We start from the raw sequence: 23592 nt of genomic DNA, 5'->3' as shown, positions 1-23592 counted from the left end.
CATAAAGTTACTGGCTATAAAAAATAATAATGTCTTTTTGGGAGCACCGATGATCAACGTTTCACGCCTTTATATACACCCAGTTAAATCGATGAAGGGAATTCGACTTTCTCATGCATTTGCTCGTGAGAGCGGATTCACGTTTGATCGTGATTTTATGATAACGACCCCTGAAGGGACTTTTATCACGGCACGAAAATTTCCCGTTTTGCTGTGTTTTATTCCCACGGTCATGGCAAATGGAATTTATATTCAAGCGCCTGATGGTGAAGGTATTGCTATCACTTATCAAGATTTTGAGACCACATTGCAACCGACAGAAGTTTGGGGTAACCATTTTACCGCGTATGTCGCACCAGATGAAATAAATCAGTGGTTCAGTCGTTATTTAAAAATAGATGTACAACTTCGTTGGACTGGCGAAAAATCGACACGTCGAGTGAAAAAAAACCCAGAAACCGCTGTTTCTTTCGCTGATGGTTACCCTTACTTATTAATTAATGAAGCCTCATTTCAATACTTACAACAACGTTGCCCCGCTTCAATTAATATTGAGCAATTTCGAGGTAATATCCTCATAACAGGTGCAAAGCCTTTTGAAGAAGATACTTGGCAGACTATTCGTGTTGGCTCTGTTGTGATGGATCTGATGAAACCTTGTAGCCGTTGCATCATGACCACAATTAGTATTGATAAAGGCGTTAAACATCCTAACACAGAACCACTTGCAACACTGCAAACATTCCGTAGCGATGAAACAGGTGATGTCGACTTTGGTCAAAATATCATCATTCGCCAAACAGGCATTATTCGTGTGGGAGATACTGTTGAGGTATTAGCTTATAAAAAAGCAAAACAGTATCTTGTAACGACTCCTGTTGAAACACAATCAACACCTATTGTTGAAAACACACAAGAACAGACTGTCAGTATTGAATTTAACGGTGAGGTTTTCGAAGGTAATAACCAAGAAGTTCTGTTAGAACAGCTTGAAAATAATGGTTATACCATTCCTTATAGTTGCCGAGCAGGTCTTTGTGGCTCTTGTGTTATCCAATTAGATGAAGGGGATGTTAATGCATTAAAAGCCGGAGCAATTAAACGCTCAGGTAAAATTTTAGCTTGTAGCTGTGTGCCTAACGGTAATGTGAAACTTTCACTTAATAAAAAATAACACTTATCTCTATCATAAATTAAAAGAAGGTAATTTGCCCTTATCTTCTTTTTTATTTTAAATAAGACGGTTTATTTAATAAGAATTATCTTATTAGAAATTCAATGATAAATTATCAATCAGCTCATTTTATTTTTAGAAAAAGATTACAGAAAGAGAGTGATGAAGATTTGATTTGCAGGAGTATTATTTAGGGGAGATTTGTTTTTAGGATATTAAAAAATAATGAGTGACGATAAAAAGAGTAAATCCTTTTAACTCTTTTTGTTAAATAACTTTCTCGTACAAAAATGATCCTGACTCTGGCTTTTTATGGTAATTGCTTAACCTATCATTCATAATTTTTATTGGGTCACAAAAATTAAGTGTTCTATCAAATAATGTTAACTGAGGTTGAGCTAATAAACATAAACAAGCTTGAGCCCCCACTTCAGTCACTAAAAAAAGAGCGGTTTCGTCTTCTTCTCTTAATGAAACTTCCACCACTTGAGACAAATAAGGGTTGATTTGATTATTGTTAACTTCAAAATACCAACTCTTAGGCATCAATGGTTTTAAAAAGCGATGGGCTATTAATGCATTTAACGCTAATTCAGCTCTTGACTCTGATGGCATGTCAATTTGTCGAATTTGCTCATCGTATCCATAATAAAGAGCTGCATCATCGACGGTAAAAGATGCTGATTGTCGAGCACTTTCACTCAACATTTTGCTTGGAAAGCGAGAACGAAAAACCATACCATTTGCTAAATCAAGCATTAATTTTTGTTGCTCAACATCAAAATACCAACGCCAGCGATCATCGGGTTTTATTATCACTAATTAATCCCCCTTCGATTCATTTCCTGTTTTATACTCTGATAAACAATCAAAATTAAATGACATAAATAAAATATTTAATATCACCTAACAAAAACAGGATTCATTTTACTATTAATTAAGCACAATCAGTGCAATTTAATAAAAAATAACCAACTAGGGGCAATATAAACGAGTTAGGGACAGAAGAAAAGCCCCTAACTCATTATTAAATGTATTTAGATATGATTAATTATAGATTTGATAAGTGCAGGACCTTGATAAATGAATCCTGAATAGATTTGAATAAGAGAAGCACCTGCATCCATTTTTTCTCTGGCTGCTGTTAATGAATCAATTCCACCAACACCAATAATAGGTAATGCACCTTTTAATTCTTCATTTAATTGGCGAATTATTTGTGTACTTTTTGATTGTACTGGGCGACCACTTAATCCCCCTGCTTCATTACAGTGATCTAATCCACTGACTAATGATTTATCTAATGTGGTATTTGTCGCAATAACACCATCAATATGATGACGAACTAAGCTATCTGCAACTTGAATTAATTCTTCATGCGTTAAATCAGGTGCAATTTTAACAGCAACAGGAACATATTTTTGATATTTACCCTGTAACTCTAATTGTTTATTTTTAATTGCAGATAATAAATCGTCTAATGCTTCACCATATTGCAGTGTACGCAAACCTGGGGTATTTGGTGATGAGATATTGATTGCGATATAACCCGCATAAGCATAGACTTTTTCCATGCAAATCAAATAATCATCTTTACCTTGCTCTACTGGGGTATCTTTATTTTTACCGATATTAATACCCAGTACGCCACCATAACGAGATTGCTTTACATTTTCAATTAAGTTATCAACGCCAAGGTTATTAAATCCCATTCGATTAATTAAACCTTCGGCTTCCACTAAGCGGAATAAACGAGGTTTATCATTTCCCACTTGAGGACGTGGTGTCACTGTACCAACTTCAATAAAACCAAATCCCATTGCACCCAATGCATCTATACAATCACCGTTTTTATCAAGACCGGCAGCAAGACCAAGTGGATTTTTAAACGAGAGTCCCATACAAGAAACGGGTTTAGAAGGAAGTGACTGCTGAATAAGAAATTGAAATGGGGAATGAGATAAACGTTTTAACTGGCGGAAGGTAAAATCATGGGCACGTTCAGGATCTAGCCGAAACAATGCCTTCCTTACTAAGGAATAATACATACGATCTCCATTGAGAATATCGGGTATTAGGAATGATATGTCTACGACAATTTAAGCGTCGTGCATCATATAGATAAAAGCACGAAAAGTAAACGTTTCAATTTCATAATTCATCATAAAAAATCCCCAGACTATGCTGGGGATCTAGTTATCTTGCTAATTTCATATTTATTACTCACTCATAAAGTGATATGAAACGTAATATTAATCAGCTAATGCTTTAGTGATTTTCTCATAGAGATCACCTGATAAATTCTCAAGCTCTTTCAGTTTTAATAACTCTACACGCATTTTTTCTTGGCGTGTTGCATCATAACGTTTTAAACGAATAAACGGTTCAATAAGGCGTGAAGCAACTTGTGGATTGCGGCTATTTAAATCAGTCAGAATTTCTGTCAATAACAGGTAACCAGAACCATCTTCAGCATGGAAAGCCACTGGATTATTATTCACAAATGCACCGATTAATGCACGAGTACGGTTAGGGTTTGCTAGTGTAAATGAGCGATGAGATAACAAACTACGAACTTTTTGTAACACATCTTTTGCTGGGCTCATGGCTTGTAAACTAAACCATTTGTCCATCACTAAACCATCTTGATGCCATTTATCATCGAACTCTTGTAATAATGTATCTTTACAAGGCAACTGCGCCATTACAGCAGCATTAAGTGCAGCAAGCGCGTCGGTCATGTTATCACTATTGTGATATTGCATATCAACAAGCTGATTACCTGTTTGCTCATTTTCAACCGCTAAATAAGCTAAACAAACATTTCGTAAATCGCGCTTTGCAATATCATCATGATTAACACGATAAGCACCGATATGCATTGAATGATAAACAGCAGAGAATTCATCTGCCATTTCAGTTGCTAAGGTTTTACGAATAAAATCAAGTGCCTGATGAATGGCAACAGGATCGATAATACTAAATAATTCACCCGCTTCGACATCTGTTGGTAACGTCAGAATAAGGGCAGCTAGTGCTGGATCGATATCTTTATCCAGTAATACTGCGCGGAAAGCATCAACGACCATTTCAGGCAGAATGCATGTTTCACCCTTTTGAACTCGAGCAACATTTTCTTTTATATAGCGGCCTAATAATGCTTGAGCTGCATCCCAACGTGAAAATGCATTACGAGCATATTTCATTAAGAATGAGAGTTGCTCATCCGTAAATGGGTAGTCAAGTTTTACAGGCGCAGAGAACTCTCGTAATAAAGATGGGATTGGCTGTTCTGGAACGTCATCAAATACAAATTGTTGTTCTTCACGAACGACATTCAATACATTAGAAATTGCCTGACCTTGTGAACGCAAAGGGATCACATTGCCTTTATGATCATACAATTCAATATCTAATGGAATATGTAGCGCTTGTTTTTCAGCTTGATCAGCTGTTGGTGGTGTCATTTGACTAACAGTTAAAGTGTATTGCTTTTTATTCACATCATAACTATCACGAACGGTCAGTTGTGGTGTACCTGATTGGCTATACCAACGACGGAATAAAGTGAGATCAACATTAGAAGCATCTTCCATCGCTTGAATAAAATCGTCACAGGTTGCAGCACTACCATCGTGACGATGAATATACATTTGAATACCAGCTTGAAATTGCTCTTCACCTAACAAGGTGTGGATCATCCGGATCACTTCTGAACCTTTTTCATATACTGTTAAAGTATAGAAGTTGTTCATTTCGATCACACTATCAGGACGAATTGGATGTGCCATTGGGCTTGCATCTTCTGCAAACTGAGCGGTACGCATCACGCGTACATTATTGATACGGTTAACAGAGCGAGAACCTAGGTCAGAGCTAAATTCTTGATCACGGAAAACGGTTAAACCTTCTTTTAAACTTAACTGGAACCAATCACGACAAGTAATGCGGTTACCTGTCCAGTTATGGAAATATTCATGACCAATAACTGACTCAATGCCTAAGTAATCTTTGTCAGTCGCCGTTTCACTTTTCGCTAACACATATTTAGAGTTAAAGACATTCAGCCCTTTATTCTCCATTGCTCCCATATTAAAGAAATCAACAGCAACTATCATATAGATATCGAGATCGTATTCTAAATTAAAGCGAGATTGATCCCATGCCATCGCATTTTTCAATGATGTCATTGCCCAATCTGCACGATCTAAATTACCTTTATCAACAAAAAGCTCTAAAGCAACTTCACGACCGCTTTTGGTGATAAAAGTATCTCGTAATACATCAAAATCCCCCGCTACTAGCGCAAATAAATAGCTTGGTTTTGGATGTGGATCTTCCCATGTTACCCAATGATGACCATCATCCAGTTCACCTTGAGCAATCCGGTTACCATTAGACAATAAATAAGGATATTGTTTTTTGTCTGCAGTGATTGTAGTGGTGTAACGAGCTAACACATCAGGTCTATCTAAATAATAAGTAATATGACGGAAGCCTTCAGCTTCACATTGTGTACACAATGCATCGCCAGAAACATACAACCCTTCTAATGCGGTGTTAGCCGATGGATTAATATTGTTAACAATTTTTAATGTAAATTGTGCTGGTAGTTGTTCAATGATGAGTTTGCCGTTTTCTTCTTTATAGTGTGTCCAAGCAACATCATTTACTGTAATTGATTTTAATGTTAATTCTTCACCATCTAACACTAATGCTGTTGCATCTGAGTTTAGACGTTTACATTGGCTTATCGCTGTAATCTGGGTATTTTCTTTATCTAAGATAAAATCAAGATGTAAATCGGTGATTGTGTAGTCAGGGGCACGATAATCTTTGCGAAATTTCGCGATTCTTTGTTGTGTCATAGAAAAAACCTTTTAGTTAACACGACTATTTAACGGTTATATTACCAAAGCTTACTCGTCAAAAATCTGTTTAGCCAGTCGAATATTCAATTGAAAACATTAAAAGTCAACAGAATGTTAATTGTTTATTAATACATGTAATCAATTTATTTGGTAAATGATGCTAATATACTCCCAAATTATGTTTAACGTGGTAAACTCATCTAAGTTTTACAGCTTGTTTTTATGTCGCAGAGAAATATTGTTGAATAGTGACGCTTTGTCATCATATTCGGGTATACTCTCCAACCTTAACGATTTAGCTGACATAAAAACGCTCCGTGAGGATGCTTGACGCGCTATGATTTTAGACGCTACACCGATTATTACATCACTGTTGGATACCGATGCATACAAGCTCCACATGCAACAAGCGGTTTACCATCATTATAGTGATATTCCTGTCGTTGCTGAGTTCCGTTGTCGGAGTGATGAACGTCTAGGTGAATATGCAACAACCTTACGCCATCAAGTTAACATGATGGCAGACTTGTCATTGACGAATGAAGAATTTGACTATCTTCAGAGTCTCCCTTTTTTCAAAAATGACTATCTGCAATGGTTTAAGCATTTCCGCTTTAAGCCAGAACAAGTCCAGATTTCAACCACACCTGACAACCAACTTACCATAAAAATCACAGGCCCTTGGCGTGAAGTTATTTTATGGGAAGTCCCTTTGTTGGCTTTAGTGAGTGAAATTGTACATCGAGCTCGCTCTCCACAAATCACGCCTAATGATGCGGTTAATCAACTACGTAAATTAATTGATATCTTCTACCGTGATGCGGCTGAGCAACAGATTGACTTAGCTGATTTTAAACTGATGGATTTTGGTACTCGTCGCCGTTTTTCTTATGATGTGCAGTGCGCCATTGTGGATGAGCTGAAAAATCATTTCCCTTATCTTATTGGTACAAGTAACTATCATTTAGCAGAACGTATGCAATTAGCCCCTGTGGGTACACAAGCTCATGAGTGGTTTCAGGCGCATCAGCAGATTAGCCCAGAGCTGGCCAATAGTCAGCGTGCAGCTTTACAATCTTGGTTAGATGAATACCCCGACCAATTAGGTATTGCATTAACAGACTGTATTACGATGGATGCTTTTTTGCGCGATTTTGATAAGGCCTTTGCAGAGAGTTATCAAGGTTTACGTCACGATTCTGGTGATCCTATTGAATGGGGTGAAAAAGCGATTGCGCATTATGAGAAACTGGGCATCGACCCAATGAGTAAAGTATTAGTCTTTTCTGATAGCCTCGATTTTCAAAAGGCATTAGTACTTTATAAACATTTCCATAAACGCATTCGTTTAATCTTTGGTATTGGTACTCGGCTAACTTGTAACATTCCTGAAATAACGCCTCTTAATATTGTGATTAAGCTGGTGGAGTGTAATGGTAAGCCTGTGGCTAAATTATCAGATAGTCCAGGCAAAACGATTTGCGAAGACGATGATTTTGTTGACAAGCTACGCAAAGCCTTTGATGTTCCACTTGTCAAACAAGCCTGTTAATTAGCTAAAAATCTTCATTAATAAAAGAAAGGGTAATAATTGCCCTTTCTTTTGCCATACCCCCTGCTTTTATCAATATTTCACCTGTTTTTATCAATTTATTTTATACAAAAGCTTTTTTCTTCTTTATTGACTCTTTAAACTAAAATTTCCTACTTGTTTCCTGCGCTATTGCAAGTAACATAGAAAAACTGTCCGACAGGGGCAGAATGAATTAACCAAACAATTATTTTAATTAAACGAAGAGAGATTTATTTATGATCGTTGCGCCTGTAGTCGACGTACTGCAAGGCCGTATCGCGGTTGGCGAAGACGTCACCGTTCGCGGTTGGGTACGTACAAGAAGAGATTCAAAAGCTGGTATCTCATTTCTTACCGTCTATGACGGTTCCTGCTTTAATCCAGTACAGGCCATCATTAATAATAATTTACCGAATTATCAAGATGAAGTGCTGCACTTAACCACAGGCTGTTCTGTGGAAGTCACCGGTAAAATTGTTGAATCTCCGGGCCAGGGACAGAACTTTGAAATTCATGCCACTCAGGTTGTTGTGGTAGGAATGGTCGATGATCCGGAAACTTATCCGATGGCCGCCAAACGTCATAGTATTGAGTACCTGCGTGAAGTTGCTCACCTTCGTCCTCGTACTAACTTAATTGGTGCAGTTGCTCGTGTTCGTCACACATTAGCACAAGCACTACATCGTTTCTTCGATGAACAAGGCTTCTTCTGGGTTTCTACGCCACTAATTACCGCGGCTGATACAGAAGGTGCTGGCGAGATGTTCCGTGTCTCTACACTTGATATGAACAATCTGCCTCGTACAGATAAAGGCGACGTTGATTTCAGTGAAGACTTTTTTGGTCGTGAAGCGTTTTTAACGGTATCTGGCCAGCTAAATGGTGAGACTTACGCCTCTGCATTAAGCAAAGTGTATACTTTCGGCCCAACATTCCGTGCTGAAAACTCAAATACCAGTCGTCACCTTGCTGAATTTTGGATGGTTGAGCCTGAAGTGGCATTTGCTGATCTTAACGATATCGCAGCACTTGCTGAAAAAATGCTGAAATACACCTTTGCAGCCGTATTAGCAGAGCGTAAAGATGATATGGAGTTCTTTGCACAACGTGTTGATAAAGACGCTATCACACGCTTAGAGAACTTTATCACCTCTGACTTTGCTCAAATCGATTATACCGATGCAGTTACTGTGCTTGAAAACTGTGGTGAGAAATTTGAAAACCCAGTTTATTGGGGTGTTGATCTCTCTTCTGAGCATGAGCGTTATCTTGCAGAGAAACACTTTAAAGCACCTGTTGTGGTGAAAAACTACCCGAAAGATATCAAAGCATTCTATATGCGTATGAATGAAGACGGTAAAACAGTTGCAGCAATGGATGTATTGGCACCAGGTATTGGTGAAATCATCGGTGGTTCTCAGCGTGAAGAGCGTTTGGATATGTTTGATAAACGTTTAGACGAAATGGGAATGAGCAAAGAAGACTACTGGTGGTATCGTGATCTGCGTCGCTATGGCACCGTCCCTCATTCAGGTTTCGGTTTAGGCTTTGAACGTTTAGTTGCTTATGTGACCGGTGTCGCAAACGTTCGTGAAGTTATTCCGTTCCCACGTACACCAAGAAATGCAGATTTTTAATTTAGTGATTAATTAGTATTCAACTAGAAATTTGCATTGCTGTTTTATTGTACTCATTTTACTTAAGTGAAGAAGCCAACCACAAGGTTGGCTTTTTTTATGCATGGCTGTTATTTGATTAAAAAGTTCCCCCAAATACACACTTTGAAATACATAGTTACAATTTGTTACACTTTTTTCGTTTTTGTAGCAAATTGGGGGTAGATAAAATTTTTTACCAATGGAACACTGTCACCCGACACAGACGACACTTAACTCTCATAAATAGTTCCATAAAAATTAAGAAACTATTTCTGGCAGTGGCAAAGGTGTCTGAATAACACCAATGAGGGTAATAATAATGATGAAGCGCAATCTTCTTGCAGTGGTAATCCCAGCTTTAATGTTTGCTGGTGCAGCAAACGCAGCTGAAATGTACAACAAAGACGGCAACAAAGTAGACATCTACGGTAAAGTTGACGTTCGTCATTACTTCGCTGATAAAGATTCAGGTGAAGACGGTGATGCATCTCGTGCACGTATCGGCTTCAAAGGCGAAACTCAAATCAATAAAGATTTAGTTGGTTTTGGTCGTTTCGAATATGAAATCCGTACAAGCAATACTGAAGGCGATACTGATTCACGTGCTCGTTTTGCTTACGCTGGTTTTAAATTCGCTGACTACGGTTCACTAGACTACGGTCGTAACTACGGTGTGATTTACGACACCAACGCATGGACAGACGTTCTGCCTTTATGGGGCGGCGACTCAATGTCACAAACTGACGTTTATATGACTGGTCGTTCTACTGGTGTTTTAACTTACCGTAACACTGATATGTTCGGTTACGTTGATGGCCTAAGTTTTGCTCTACAATACCAAGGTAAAAACAACGAAAATACCAGCAATGCTCGTGGCGACAAATGGGTACAAAATGGTAGTACTCACTATAGCGTAGATAAAAAAGCTAATGGCGACGGTTTCGGTTTCTCTACAGCTTATAACTTAGGCTGGGGCGTAACTCTGGGTGGTGGTTACTCTAACTCTGCTCGTACTTCTGGCCAACAAGACTTCAGCTCTGCTAAAGGCTCACGTGCGGAAGCATGGAACTTTGGTGGTAAATTTGCAGCTAACAACGTTTACTTAGCGGCTATGTACGGTGAAACCCGTAACATGACTCATTTCAAAGGTGAAGGTAACATCGCTAACAAAACTCAAAACATCGAGTTAACAGCACAGTATGACTTTGCTGATTTAGGTATCAAACCATCTTTAGGTTATGTTCAATCTAAAGGTAAAGACCTGTATAATCAAGGTACTGCTGTTGGTGATGAAGATTTAGTTAAATATATCTCTGTAGGTTCTTTCTACAAATTTAACAAAAACATGACTGCAGTTGTTGACTACAAAATCAACCTGCTGAAATCTGATAACAAACTGGGCATCAACGACGACAACGTAGTTGGTTTAGGTCTGACTTATCAGTTCTAATTACCGCTTAGGTAATTAAACAGTCAAGTTAATTGATTTGAAAAGCAACACTTCGGTGTTGCTTTTTTATTTATACTGCTACTACCAATCTTAATCTCTTATTATTTATCTCGCTTTTTTCTTCTTATTCACAATGCTTTCTTTTTCTTTATTTTTGTATTTGCAGTGGATTTGTTTATTTATTCACTGAAAAATATCGCATTTTCTTTATTTTTAGTAACGTCAAAAAGTTTATCATACTAAACAATTATGTCTTTTTAGTGATTATTTTTATATGTTAATGTAATCACAGGATATTCACTTATTTACATCTTGTTTTGCTATTTATTCTCACTTAGTTCACAACTTCTTGTTAATTTCTCTACAAACAGTTGGCAAAAAGGCCTCATAGCGTTACTCTTGATACTCATATTTCGGCTTCGTTTTGAGCTTAGGGAACAATTACACTATGTTTGAGAAAATCATTGCTGCACCAGCCGATCCTATTCTAGGTTTAGCTGATAGTTTCCGTTCTGATCCTCGTGAAAACAAAATTAACTTAGGGATTGGTGTTTACAAGGATGAAACAGGTAAAACCCCTGTTTTAACCACTGTTAAGAAAGCAGAAAAATACCTGTTAGAAAACGAAACCACTAAAAATTACCTTCCAATTAGCGGTATCCCTGAATTTGGCAATGTGACCCAAGCACTTTTGTTTGGTGAACAACACCCTATTATCACTGAAAAACGCGCACGCACAGCACAAGCCCCTGGTGGTACAGGCGCTTTGCGTATTGCTGCTGATTTTATTGCTCAGCAAACCACTGCAAAACGCGTCTGGATAAGCAATCCAACTTGGCCTAACCATAATAATATTTTCCAAACTGCAGGTCTTGAGATCTGTAATTACGATTATTATGATGCTAAAAATCATGGGTTAGACTTTGATGGTATGTTAGCAAGCCTTGCTAAAGCGCAAGCAGGTGACGTTGTTTTATTCCATGGTTGCTGCCATAACCCAAGTGGTATTGATCCAACGGAAGAACAATGGCGCCAATTAGCTGAACTGTCAGCAGAAAAAGGCTGGTTGCCTGTTTTTGACTTTGCATATCAAGGTTTTGCTCGTGGTCTTGAAGAAGATGCACAAGGCTTACGCCTCTTTGCAGAAAAAAATCCTGAGCTTATTGTTGCCAGTTCATATTCTAAAAACTTTGGTCTTTACAATGAACGTGTAGGTGCATGTACCATTGTGACCAAAGATAGCGACACTGCTGAAAAAGCCTTTAGCCAAGCAAAAGCAATTATTCGTGCCAACTACTCAAACCCACCAGCACACGGTGCTTCAGTAGTAACAACTATTCTTTCTAATCCAGAGTTAAAAGAAGAATGGATTGAAGAGCTAACAACCATGCGCGAACGTATTCAGCGTATGCGTCAACTGTTAGTGACTACTCTGCAAGAAAAAGGTGCTAAGCAAGACTTTAGCTTTATTATTGACCAAAATGGTATGTTCTCATTTAGTGGTTTAAATAAAGAGCAAGTTGAGCGTTTACGTGCTGAATACGGTATTTATATCGTAGGTTCAGGCCGTATTAACGTAGCGGGTTTAACTCTTGAGAATATGGTTCCACTATGTGAAGCCATTGTTGCTGTGCTCTAATTGACATCTAAAGCGTAATTAAGATAAATGCCACATTATTAAATATGTGGCATTTTTATTTACAACCAAAGAAATACAAATCTCATTTTTTACTGATAAAAAAGCGCTTTATAATAAAGAGCTTCATATTTATTCGCTTATATCCGCACATTATTACCAGATTGGCATTTCATCTTGTAAAAACGGATTGTATTGACGCTCATGACCTAAATTAGACATAGGGCCATGTCCCGGAATAAACAGATAATCATCACCTAAAGGCAAAACTTTATTTTTGATTGATGCAATAAGATCAGCGTGGTTTCCCCGTGGAAAATCGGTACGACCAATACTTTCTTTGAATAACACATCTCCCATAGAGATAATTTTATTCTGATGATTCACAAAAATAATATGTCCAGGTGTATGACCTGGGCAATGTAAAACAGATAACGAAATTGTTTTACCGATTGTTACGGTATCACCCTCATTTAACCAACTATCTGGTGTAAATGATTTTCCACAAGGAAAATTAAACATACGACACTGTTGTTCTAATTCTTCAAGTAGAAAATTATCATCTTTATGTGGCCCATAAACAGGAACATTAAAATGCTCAACAATTTGAGAAGTGCCTGCAATATGGTCAAAGTGTCCGTGTGTTAATAATACTTTGGTCAATGTTAATTGGCGTTCTTCTATTTCTGCAATTAACGTTTCAACATCTCCACCAGGATCAACAATTGCCGCTTCCTTCGTTTCATCACACCAAATAAGGGTGCAATTTTGCATATAATTTGTCACAGGTACAATGTGATACATCATGAATCACTCCACTCTCTATTAACTAATTCTCAATAGGTTACCATGAGCGAACCGGTCCTGTATCAATATGCACAAAATTACTTCTTGGATAATATCCAACACCACCCGCTTTCATTCTTAATGCAACTTGACGAACTTTTGAAAGTTCTGTGCCTACTAAGCGAAAATCCATTGCTTGCCCGCGAGTATGGTAGCTTTTCTTAGCAACACCACTGCTGCTTTGGCGCAAATTATTATTAGTCACTAAAGAGCGATAACCTGAAATAAGTTCAACGGGTTTATTGTTATTCAGCATTACTTGCAGTAAATAGATTTGGTCAAACAGGGCGGGATCAATCGTTTTAATTTTATTTTGTCGGTAATCTCTAAACAGATGGTTTAGCTTAGCAAGTTCATGTTTATTATAACGTTTTCCATCAAAAAACTCGGCTTTAATAGTTTCACCAGTATTTAAATTATTAAAGCGAAGAATTTTTGGGCGAGGTGTTGCTAATGAAGCAAATGCATGAGAAGGCAATAAACCTAACCCCACAGCGGCCATACCGAGCCCCAGCCACTTACGGCGGTGTGAATCAATAATATCCATAGTTATATGCACTCAACAAATTATTTCGGGAGGAAGAACCTTTATTATGACAATATTTTTCCTGAATTGTTTCTTATGGTTTGTATAGTATTGTAAATAACACTTCGTTTCAATTTATCAACATTTCAAATCTTATTAATTTAGTTATTTATACTAAAAACCCTTTTTATCATTCTAATTTTATTGGAAATTTAAAAAGTATTTTATAAATTATAATTTTTTCATACTTTTATTATAGAACATGGTTTTTTAAATTTATCTTATTGATTAATATAAAAAATAAAGGATGGTAATATATCCATCCTTTATTTGGCTTCTATTTATCTATATTACAAATATTTCTTAATATTCTCTAAATACGACTCTGCATTTGAAATGCTTTTATCATAACCATAAATATCTGCACGATATTGAGGTGCATTTTCCTGTGCTACCCATGCGGTTTGATAATATAAATAAACTGGGATACGTTCAGGAATTGGGGCATATTGTGTTGAACCACGTTTTAATGCTGCATCAATTCTATCTTGTTTCCATCCTGCATCACCCAATAAAATTGAAGCAAGTTCAGAGGCTTTATTAACACGAATACAACCTGAACTGATTGCTCTCATGTTTTTTGAGAATAGCGAATGATTTGGAGTGTCATGCAGATATATCGCATCTGAATTTGGCATATTAAATTTATAACGACCTAATGAGTTTGTTGGCCCCGGAGCCTGCCAAATTCGGTAAGGGAAGTTATTCGCACTCACATTTTGCCAATCAATATCATAAGGATTAATTGGATAAGCATCATTCCCCCACCCTGAATAAATGGTATATCCCTTACGACTAAAGTAACTAGGGTCTGCTTTACCTCTAGGCACAATATCTTTACGCGTCATGCTTGTTGGCACATTCCAAGGTGGATTAACCACGACATTATTGAGTGCACTACTCATAATCGGTGTTTTTCTATCGGGGCGACCGACAATGACTTTTGAGTCAAGGATAAGTTCGTTATTGGCATAAAAATAGAGCGAGAAATCAGGAATATTAACCCAAATTCCAGTATCACCAATAGCTGGCGTCAAGCGAAGGCGCTGAATATTCAATGCCATAATGCTAGCGCGTTGTGCGGGTGTTATATTTAACCACGTTCGTGTTTGTCGCCCAATAATACCATCGGGCTCTAACCCATGAGCAGTTTGAAATAATTTAACAGCCGCAACTAAAGACGCATCATAAACGGTTGTCGCAATTTCCTGCTCATTCACTGCCAACTCAGGAATTAATTTTAAATTACGTAAAATCTGTCTAAGCGGTACAACTTCTTGTGATGATTGATTTGGCTTTAATGATGTCGTTCCTTTCATTTCTGGCCAAACAACGGAACTATGTAATTGCTTTCGCAATTCCTCTTTCATTAAAGCGTAATAAGGGTGAGATGGTGCATAAGAAATAACAAAGCTACCTAAAGTGTTATTTTGAATATTTTGTTGTAACTCAATCACTGAACTATCGGAAGGAGCAGATAATACTTGTGTTGCACTGCGATACAGTAAAGATGTGCCAGATTTATTTACTTGCTCAACAAAACTGATATAACCTAAAAAGGCATCTGATAAAATAATATCACGCCCTTCTTGAGTTAATTCAGGTGTTTCTAATTGTGTTAACCATTGCCCAAACTGGGGCTGAATGCCTGAAATAGCGACTTCTGCTATTTGTTGCTGTAATTGTTGTACTATTTTTTCATCTTGCCAAATTAATGCCAGATTATTCGCTTGGTACATTTTCACAAGCTGAGTTAAATATGAAGGTTTATAACCTACAGGAAGCCATGATTGCAGTTTTGTTCTTACTGCTAACTCAGTCAATTGTGGGGCATCCATAACCACAATTGCAGGTGCTGGCATAGCTTCGTTATTCACAGGAACTAATACCGTGTTTTCTGTTTCGGGCGCAGATAAAGCCACCGACTCTGTTTCTGTAGCTATTGCATAATGCCCAGAAAGGAGTGTACCTATAACAGCTGAATATGCGATTGCTCTTTTAATTGGTTGATGCGCCATAAATCCTCTACCCTCATCCCTTATTATTATTTTGGTATCCTAGAATATTAGATGAGCTAGGCAAAGAGTTTTATAGGAATAAACTAATATTTTTAACGTTTTGTAAGTCCCTGATAGAAATTTAGTTTTATTTAATCAAAAAAAGACTATTTAGCTGTTTTTATATTCAAATATATTATTTAAATAAAGGTGCAATAAAAGAACAAAAAACAGACAAATCAGAAATAAGCTTTCAAGAAATAATAAAGAGTTGTGAAGAGATAAATAAAATAATTTTAATAAAAGATATTTTAAAATAGAAAAAGGCGCAGTTTCCTACGCCTTACAAATAGAGGTAAACAAAGGGGAAAAATTAATACTCTGAATTGATAACAACTTCTTCACCAAACTGACCTGCTTTTGGCAGTGGTTGGTAAGAAGAGTTAGCTGCACGCAGAATACGAATACCACGGATATTCAGTTCATCTGCTGCTGCGATATCTGCATCAGCATCACCGTAGTAAATTTTCAGTTTGTGATCACGCATCCAGCTTACTTTGTTATTTGCACCAGGTTGGTCACCCGCAAAAATAACTGGCTGCATTTTATCAGCAGGAATGTTTAAGCCTTCTTGTACATATTTGGTCACAGTCTCAGTTTTAGTTTGAGTACGACCCGTAATGAAATAAACAGTATCTCCACGTTTTAAGTGCATCTGAACAAGATCGATACCGACTTGTTTAGGCATACTGAATTTATCCCACTCGTTATTCATTTTTTCCCAGAATTCTTGGTTTTTCAGGTAGCTGAAATCGTTTGGAGAATATTCTAGTTTACCACGATAGAAACCTGGGCTTGAGAACAGAACGGTGTCATCGATATCAAAACCAACTGCCATGGGTGCTTGACCTGCAAGGCTTTTTTCAATATCTGCAACAGAAACCCAATGAATTGGTTGTTGTTGTGCAAGTTGTGCAACAGTAACACCTGGGCTAACAACTTCTGGCATATGAACTTTTGCCATTGCCGCGCCATTTAAACTTAACGCTAAAGCAATTGCACTAAAAGCTAACGTGACTTTACGCATTTTCTTTCCTTTAATTTTTATAGTAATCACATACAAATGCGATAATAAACATCATGATTACATTTAAATGAGATATGGCGCACGTTATACCATTTAAGATTTCATTTTTTTGTGAATTTACTTTCATTTTTTGATCTATGTAACACTTTAAAAGAATAAGGCGCTATGAGCGTAAGCCCGTAGCGCCTTCTATTTGCTGATTTGTAGCTGATAACCCAAATAAAATTATTCTGTTATTTCAGCAACATTTGATGATGCAGTTTTATCATTTTCAGCCTGTTGACCAAAACCTTTTAACCCCACAACGTGAACATGTTCTGTACCATTAAACACTTTACGCACTAATTTATAAGTTGTTCCTTTTTCTGGACTGATATTTTCTGGTGCTGCAATGATTAACTGCATATCTAAACGATCACAAAGTTCGAATAGCGTTGCTATCGATTTGGCATCCAAACGTGCAGCTTCATCGAGGAAGAGTAAACGACAAGGAGAAATATCTTTTCCTCTTAAACGTCGTGATTCTTCTTCCCAGCTTTGTACAACCATCACCAGAATTGACATCCCCGTACCAATCGCTTCACCGGTTGATAAAGCACCACTTTCCGCTTTTAACCAACCTTCTGGCCCACGATTAACCTCAACATCCATTTCTAGATAATTACGATAATCTAACAGCTCTTCACCCACAGTTTGTGGCATACGTTGCCCAAAATCTACTTGTGGATTTAAACGTTGATAGAGCTTCGCCATCGCTTCTGAGAAGGTAAGGTTTTGGTTTTTAAATAAGTCTTGGTATTGATTATCTTCTTCTGATAATACATCCAATAACACTTGATGGCTTTCACGAATATTGACGTTAAGTCGAACACCTCGCACTTGGCCAAATGAAACCGCTTGTAAACCTTGGTTTAGCATACGGATACGGTTTTGCTCTCGCTGGATAGTTTTGCGAATAATATTCGCAACACTTCGTGAGCTAATCGCTAATTTCTGTTCACGGCTTGTCAGTTCTTCCGTTAAGCGAGCAAGCTCAATTTCCATCTGTTCAATTGCATCAACTGGATCGTCAGTTTTAATGATATCTTGGCGAATACGCTCTCTTAAATGCTGATATACTGCAATAAAGAACTGAACTTTACGATCAGGATATTTCGCATCTTCTGAGCGACGTAACGCATCACGTAAATATTCATTATCTGCAACTGCTTGGCGTAAAGCACCTAACGCTTTATCCGACATTGAACGTAGTTCATCAGCTGAAAGGTAAGCAAAATCTCGTCGATGTAAACGGCGTTCCATACCATTTTCTTTCACCAATCGCATAACTGCGCACCAACCCGCTTTTGCACTCACAACATGATCACGAATTTGAATGTAGTCACGTTCAAGTTTACGAATTTTCTTGGTTAGGTTATCTCGCTCAGCTTCACTCAGTGCGATATCGCGCTCAAGTTGACTAATACGCGCGCGGTTTTCACTTACCGCTGAATAACGTTGATCGCGAAGCTCTTTAGCTCTTGCTTCTGCACCAATATCGATATGTATCCCCGTATCACGCATCTCTTGCTCAAGTTCTCTGAGCAATTCAGATTTAGTGTCGAAGGAGCTTTTTAATGAGGTGAGCACTTGATTAAATTGAGCACATTGTGCTTGTTGCTGACGATAAAGTTCTCTTGCCGTAGCGCGTTCTGTTTCTGCCATCTCTAAACGGTGACGTAACTTCTCGTTTAGATCACTATTTTCACTAACAATTTCAACGGCATCACTATAGCTAAAGTGTGGGCGACGCTGTACTACTTCCACCAGCAAGAAAGCCTGTTGCTGATAACGTTGCTGCTCTGCTTTTGCCTGCTCGTAATCTTGCGATAGTTGTTCATGTGCTTGGGGATCACTTTGCAAGATAGAAGCAATCGGCTCTAATGCTGCTAATGCTTTTTCGTGACGCTGTAAGTAACGCATTGATTCTTCAGCGGCATACAGCTCTTCGCGTAACTCTTCAACGCGATCAATCAGTGTTTCATCCATCAAGATATTCACTTGAGGAATCAGTTTATTTAGAAGATTTAGCGATTCTTTAGCACGTGTATAATGTTGACGCTGTTGCTGAGTATTCTCTTCATATTGTGCTAATGCTCTTTCTAGCTCGTTACGTCGTTGGTTAAGCTGGCGAATATCTTCTTCAGGATCAGCCTCAAATGCGACAGAAATGTGTTGTCCGACAAACTGACTAAAGGCATGGTGAGCACGTTGGATCTTCTGTACATCAAAAGCTTGTGTTGCATAAAGTTCCGAAAGCTCATCACGCTGACGCGACAAAATTTCTAATTGATTTTCACGCGCTGCTCGACCAAATAGTGGGATTTCAGGGTAGCGAGAATAACGCCATTGTCTATCTGAACTCTTAATAAGAACCGCTTTATCCATCTCTTGTGCATTAAATACACTATCATCGAAAGATTGTGGATCGCCTTCGATAAAATAGAGATCTTCAGGGCAATCTTCTAATGTTTCTAATTGCTCCTGAACTTGAGATAAGTCTTGTACAACAATCGCATGGCGTGCTGGGCCATATAATGCAGAGAAATAAGGCGCATCGTCTAACGTAATATCATCATAAATTTCTGATAATAAAACACCATTAAAACGTTCGGCTAACGTAATTAATCGCCCATCTTCAGCACCACTTGGCTGACTTAAACGTTCAATTTGCGCTTCAATCTGTTGTTTGCGAGTTGCAGTTTCATCACGTAAAACCGTTGCTTCACGCTCTTTTTCAAGTAACTGTTGCATATATTCTGTTACTTGATGACCCGTATCAAAAGATTGACGAGTCTGCTCACATAATTGTGTTAACGCATCTTGTGCTGCAAGCCATGCTGGCGCTTGTTTTTTCAGCTTTTCAATTTGTTGTTTAAGTTGATCTAACTCTTGGCGCATCTGCATACGCTGTTCGCCAGATTCGTTAACGTAATCGCTAAGCTCTTCAATTTTTGCTTCTAATTCATCTTGAAGAATTAATAAATCATCAGGCTCTATCGGCTTACCATAATGCTTATTAAACTCTTCAAGTTGGCGTTCTGCAGTATTTCGTTGATGTAAACGCTGCTCTAACTCAGCTAACTGCATACGAATAGGATGAACCCTATCCGCTTGGTGTCGATGCGAAGACCATTCACGTAATGCTGTTTTTGCCGCATCCCATGCATTTTGGCGTTCAATCTGACCGACAACCGAACTGATCAGTTTATAAGCTTGATCAAATTGCGTTTTAGCGGCTTCAGAAACATTGAGTTTCTGTTCCATAGAAAGCAAAGAGTGAGTAATGGTTTGAATTTTTGCTTGAATACGTTCAGCCCATTGTTCTGCATTAGTTTCATCTAAATCAGCAATACCACATTGTGCTTTTGCTCGCTCTAAAGCCTGCACTGCTTGACGATATTGAATTGCACGTGTTTGTTGTACATCTAAAGCTTGCTGATAATCTGCTAGCTGATTCTTCAGCTCATCAACTTCTTCTTCGGCTGACTCTACGCGAGCTTCAAGTTCTTCTTTCTTAGATGCTGCTTCTTCAACGACTTCGCTTTGTTCTTCTAAACGGAAAGTGATCTCTTCTACATCAGCAACATATCGGTCTATTTTTTCTTGTTGACGAACCGCATTTTGTACTAGGTTTAATCGATCACTTGCTGCTTGATAGTCTGCTTCAAGATCTGAAGAAAGCGCTTGTTGTTCTTCCAACTCTTTACCCATTTCAATAAAACGATATGCTTCGTTATTAATGGATTTACGCTGACTCCATAATTCACGGCGAACTTCTAAAGCTTCATCAAGATGAACGCGTCGCTCATTGGCATGACGCATATAGTCTGCTGCAACGTAAGACGTAGCTTCTGTGATTAGGTGTTTAAATAAATCACGATCGGATTGTGTAACGCGAATCGCTTCAAGTGTCATGCGATTTTCACGTAATGCGCCTTCCATATCTTGGAACGCTTTTCTAACTCCGCTATTTTCAGGCAATAAGTAATCACGTAAAGAACGAGTGATCGCACTTGAAATACCACCATATAACGAGGCTTCAATTAAACGATAGAATTTTGCGCGATCACTGGCTGAACGTAAACGTTTAGGAATAACACCCAAGTCAAACATTACGGCATGGAAATCAGTGATAGAATTAAATTGTCTGAAAACAACGCCTTCAATCGCTTCAACTTTCTCTTTTAACTCATTAAGGGGGAGTACTCGCGCTTGGCGATCTGCAACAGCTTGCGTCAGAATTTCTGTCGGGTTTTCCGCCATTGGCAACCCTTGGATCATAAAGGGTTTGATATCAACTTTTTTATCACGCCCTGCAATCTGCTGTAAACGGACACCGACCACAGCACGTAAGTGACGCGAGTTGATCACATCTAATACGGCATAACACACACCCGGACGCAGTTTCCCATATAACCCTTTATCACGAGATCCGCTTGTTGACCCAGCTTCTGTGGTATTACGAAAATGAAGTAAAGTTAGATCAGGGATCATAGCTGTGATAAATGCAGCCATAGTGGTTGATTTACCCGCACCATTACCACCTGATAACGTAGTCACTAATTCATCTAAATCAAAAGTACGAGCAAAGAACCCATTCCAGTTGATAAGTGTTAATGAGCGAAATTTTCCCCGTTCAATCATTTATTTTCTTCCTCCGCATCATCTTCACTGGATTGTAACTGCTCATCTTCATTTTCTTCATCGTTTAGTGCTTCTGAACCGCTTTCAAGCGCCATAGCTTCACCATCACGGATCATTCTCATTTGCGCTTCGATAGGATCATCACCACTGCGTACATCTGCCCCAAAACGGAAAACAGATTCAGTAATTGAAAAACGTTGCATATCATTTAATAGAAATGAAATCATGCCTAAACGACGTAAACGATTTAAAGAAGTCCTCATTTTTTCTTGTAATTTTTGCAAATCAAGATCAGAACCCGTTGAGCGTTGATTCACTAAACGTAAAAGTTTGCTTTCATCTGCTAATGTTCTTAATTCATCGAACAACTCTTGAACGGTGAATATCCCCTGATTCGCTAAGCGTTCAGGACTAAGATAGAGATAACAAAGTATTTTTCCCACCAGCATATCCATTTCAGAGAGGACTGAGCGAGGAATAAGCGTGGTTGAACGAGGTCGTAAATAGAAGAAGCCTTCTGGCGCTCGAATTAATTCAACGTTATAACGCGCATAAAAGTCTGATAACTCATCCTGAAAATCCATCAGAAAAGCATGATTATCCAAAGAATCTATACCAATATGTCGACCTGCACGTAACTGGCTATCCAGTTCAGGAAAAAGTGAATTCGCTAATGCCTGCGCCAGTTTTGCTGGCATAAATTGTTCAGTATGTATCGATGACATGCGCTTGTACCTTAGCTCCATATTCGTTAATTTCTGACCATTTTGCAGGCAATCCTGCGAGCTCAGCTTTTGCTACACCTAATCGTACCGCCTGATCAATCACAATACGGGCAACATCAAAATGTTTCTGCTGCGGATAACGATTAAGGTATTCAACTAATACTGAACTGAGATCTAATGCTCTTTGCTCTAATTTGTAAGAAGCAAGTTCTTGCTCTACCCATTGCGCTATTTGTTCATTCACTTCGCTGAACATTTGATATTCAAGCTCTTCGGGTAACTCACCCGTGACTTCTTCATCACGTAGAACCAGTTCTTCATCACGCATATCAAACAGCCGATCAGCATTAGCGTAAGTTAATGCCCATGGGCTATCGAAATAGTTTTGTACGGATTGACGTAAGCGGCGAGAGAAAATACGGTTTTTATCCATATCAATCGCTGTACGAATAAATTTATGGACATGTCTATCGTATCCAATCCATAAATCAATAGATTGCTGACCCCAACTAATAATGCGGTCTAACTTACTTTGAAGTTCAAACACTAATGTATCTATTTGCTCAACATGGCCTGTATTCATGTTTGCTTCTTGAATGCGTAGAAGATTAGCTTGAAGCTTGTCGCCAGCTGCTTCAAGCGTATCTTGTAGTTCTCTTAATGTACCCGATGTTTCAGATAGCAACTGTTCACAACTTGAAATAGCCGCTTGCCAATCTTGGTTTAATAACGCAGCAATATCTTCTTTTACTGTATTTTGCTGCTCATCCATAATTCGCTGAGACAAATCAATACTATCGAAAATTTCCGCCACTGAATATTTTAGAGGTGCGAAAACATTACGATGCCAATGATATTCATCACCGCCGTCCTCAGCAGAGCTAGCAGCTGAATCAAGCTCACCTGCCACAATAGAAAGTTGCATAGATAAGCGCAATGATGAAAATTCACGTTGGCGAATATAGTAATCACTAATTCCAATACCCAACGGAGTTAAACGGTATATTGCATTACCTTCTACCAACTCACTGGTAAAACGGTTAAAAAGTCGCTGCTTTACCATGTCATTAATGGCATTATTCGCGCGAACTTGTATTGATTCTGCGGGTTGTTCAAAGCCTTTGCACACTTCTCTAAAGGCATCAATTAACTCCCCTTCACTAATTTCGCCATCAAGGCGCTCGCTGTTTAATACAGCGACAGCCATCAAAAAAGCTAATCTTTCTGGTGGCAGTGAGATTGAAAAATCATTTTTTCTCGCCCAAGACACTAACTCAGGAACGGTCTGGGTAAAATCACTCAT

General features: G+C 38.3%; 15 protein-coding genes. 5 read left to right on the top strand and 10 right to left on the bottom strand.

Annotated elements, in window-relative coordinates; translation table 11 throughout:
* Window positions 1-49: 49 nt before the first annotated feature.
* Window positions 50-1174, top strand: a complete 1125-nt coding sequence (locus GWI59_RS11485) for a YcbX family protein (protein WP_072062782.1) — start codon at window positions 50-52, stop codon at window positions 1172-1174.
* 267 nt (window positions 1175-1441) lie between these two features.
* Here the strand turns inward: GWI59_RS11485 and GWI59_RS11480 are convergent, their stop codons facing one another.
* From GWI59_RS11480 to pepN, 3 genes are all read right to left on the bottom strand, one after another.
* Complete coding sequence (locus GWI59_RS11480; protein WP_006537379.1) at window positions 1442-1993, bottom strand: cell division protein ZapC; 552 nt, start codon at window positions 1991-1993, stop codon at window positions 1442-1444.
* Between the two features lie 218 nt (window positions 1994-2211).
* On the bottom strand, window positions 2212-3222 hold the full coding sequence (pyrD, locus tag GWI59_RS11475) for a quinone-dependent dihydroorotate dehydrogenase (protein ID WP_109400845.1): 1011 nt from the start codon (window positions 3220-3222) through the stop codon (window positions 2212-2214).
* A 204-nt stretch (window positions 3223-3426) separates the two neighbouring features.
* Window positions 3427-6042 carry an aminopeptidase N gene (gene pepN, locus GWI59_RS11470; protein WP_161724684.1) on the bottom strand — a complete coding sequence of 872 codons (2616 nt, stop codon included), beginning with the start codon at window positions 6040-6042 and terminating at the stop codon, window positions 3427-3429.
* Between the two features lie 340 nt (window positions 6043-6382).
* Between pepN and pncB the strand changes: the two genes are divergently transcribed.
* From pncB to GWI59_RS11450, 4 genes are all read left to right on the top strand, one after another.
* Window positions 6383-7597, top strand: coding sequence for a nicotinate phosphoribosyltransferase (gene pncB / locus GWI59_RS11465; protein WP_072062785.1), 1215 nt, complete (start codon window positions 6383-6385; stop codon window positions 7595-7597).
* Between the two features lie 257 nt (window positions 7598-7854).
* A complete protein-coding gene (asnS, locus tag GWI59_RS11460) occupies window positions 7855-9255 on the top strand; it encodes an asparagine--tRNA ligase (RefSeq protein ID WP_006537389.1) in 1401 nt (466 codons plus the stop codon).
* Window positions 9256-9595: 340 nt separating this feature from the next.
* Complete coding sequence (locus tag GWI59_RS11455; protein WP_006537390.1) at window positions 9596-10726, top strand: porin; 1131 nt, start codon at window positions 9596-9598, stop codon at window positions 10724-10726.
* A gap of 448 nt (window positions 10727-11174) precedes the next feature.
* A complete protein-coding gene (locus tag GWI59_RS11450; protein WP_072062787.1) occupies window positions 11175-12365 on the top strand; it encodes an amino acid aminotransferase in 1191 nt (396 codons plus the stop codon).
* A gap of 153 nt (window positions 12366-12518) precedes the next feature.
* On the opposite strand, the gene GWI59_RS11445 is transcribed toward GWI59_RS11450, so the two are convergent.
* The 7 genes from GWI59_RS11445 to mukF form a co-directional block, all read right to left on the bottom strand.
* On the bottom strand, window positions 12519-13169 hold the full coding sequence (locus tag GWI59_RS11445; protein ID WP_109847541.1) for an MBL fold metallo-hydrolase: 651 nt from the start codon (window positions 13167-13169) through the stop codon (window positions 12519-12521).
* Between the two features lie 37 nt (window positions 13170-13206).
* Window positions 13207-13755 carry a YcbK family protein gene (locus GWI59_RS11440; RefSeq protein ID WP_072062789.1) on the bottom strand — a complete coding sequence of 183 codons (549 nt, stop codon included), beginning with the start codon at window positions 13753-13755 and terminating at the stop codon, window positions 13207-13209.
* A 329-nt stretch (window positions 13756-14084) separates the two neighbouring features.
* Window positions 14085-15812 (bottom strand): L,D-transpeptidase, encoded by a 1728-nt coding sequence (gene ldtD / locus GWI59_RS11435; protein ID WP_109847540.1) that lies wholly within the window; start codon window positions 15810-15812, stop codon window positions 14085-14087.
* Between the two features lie 352 nt (window positions 15813-16164).
* Window positions 16165-16878 carry an acid phosphatase AphA gene (aphA, locus tag GWI59_RS11430; RefSeq protein WP_072062791.1) on the bottom strand — a complete coding sequence of 238 codons (714 nt, stop codon included), beginning with the start codon at window positions 16876-16878 and terminating at the stop codon, window positions 16165-16167.
* A gap of 225 nt (window positions 16879-17103) precedes the next feature.
* The gene (mukB, locus tag GWI59_RS11425; protein ID WP_161724681.1) at window positions 17104-21564 is read right to left on the bottom strand and encodes a chromosome partition protein MukB; all 4461 of its coding nucleotides are present in this window, start codon (window positions 21562-21564) and stop codon (window positions 17104-17106) included.
* The gene (gene mukE, locus GWI59_RS11420) at window positions 21561-22289 is read right to left on the bottom strand and encodes a chromosome partition protein MukE (RefSeq protein ID WP_006537402.1); all 729 of its coding nucleotides are present in this window, start codon (window positions 22287-22289) and stop codon (window positions 21561-21563) included. Before mukE ends, mukB begins: the two co-directional genes overlap by 4 nt.
* On the bottom strand, window positions 22270-23592 hold the full coding sequence (mukF, locus tag GWI59_RS11415) for a chromosome partition protein MukF (RefSeq protein WP_006537403.1): 1323 nt from the start codon (window positions 23590-23592) through the stop codon (window positions 22270-22272). The genes mukE and mukF overlap by 20 nt, the downstream gene beginning before the upstream one ends.

Source organism: Proteus sp. G2673 (genome assembly GCF_009915125.1).
Classification (GTDB): domain Bacteria; phylum Pseudomonadota; class Gammaproteobacteria; order Enterobacterales; family Enterobacteriaceae; genus Proteus; species Proteus penneri.
The sequence above is the reverse complement of the archived record's forward strand: the minus strand, read 5'-3'. Positions and strand labels throughout refer to the sequence as shown.